The sequence below is a fragment of the Planomonospora algeriensis genome (assembly GCF_977012225.1).
Genome location: NZ_CDRNDK010001116.1, coordinates 1 through 424, shown reverse-complemented (window position 1 = coordinate 424; position 424 = coordinate 1). Strand labels below are relative to the sequence as shown.

General features: G+C 79.0%; 1 protein-coding gene. It reads left to right on the top strand.

Annotation, left to right across the window (positions count from 1 at the left end; translation table 11 throughout):
• Window positions 1–74: 74 nt before the first annotated feature.
• A partial coding sequence (locus tag ACWJ6R_RS38080; RefSeq protein ID WP_449066814.1) for a DUF5682 family protein occupies window positions 75–424 on the top strand: 350 nt, incomplete at its 3' end.

The window sequence follows — 424 nt, the reverse complement described above, 5'->3', positions numbered from 1 at the left end:
GCGCTCCCGGGCCGCCCCGGGAGCGCCGGCGGGCCGGGCACCCCGGCGGTCCGCATCACGACAGGAGGCGAGCGATGAACGTGCACGTCCTCGGCGTACGGCACCACGGGCCGGGCTCGGCGCGCTCCCTGCGCGCGGAGCTGGAGCGGCTGAAGCCCGACGTCGTGCTCATCGAGGGCCCGCCGGAGGCCGACGGGCTCGTGGACCTGGCGCGGGACCCCGACCTGCGGCCGCCGGTGGCGCTGCTGGCGCACGTGCCGGGCGAGCCGTCGAAGGCGGCGTTCTGGCCGTTCGCCGTCTTCTCCCCGGAATGGCAGGCGATCCGCTACGCGACCGAGGCGGGCGTGCCGGTGCGCTTCTGCGACCTGCCCGCCGCGCACACCCTCGCGGCCCGCCCGGACGCGCCGGACGCGCCGGACGCGCC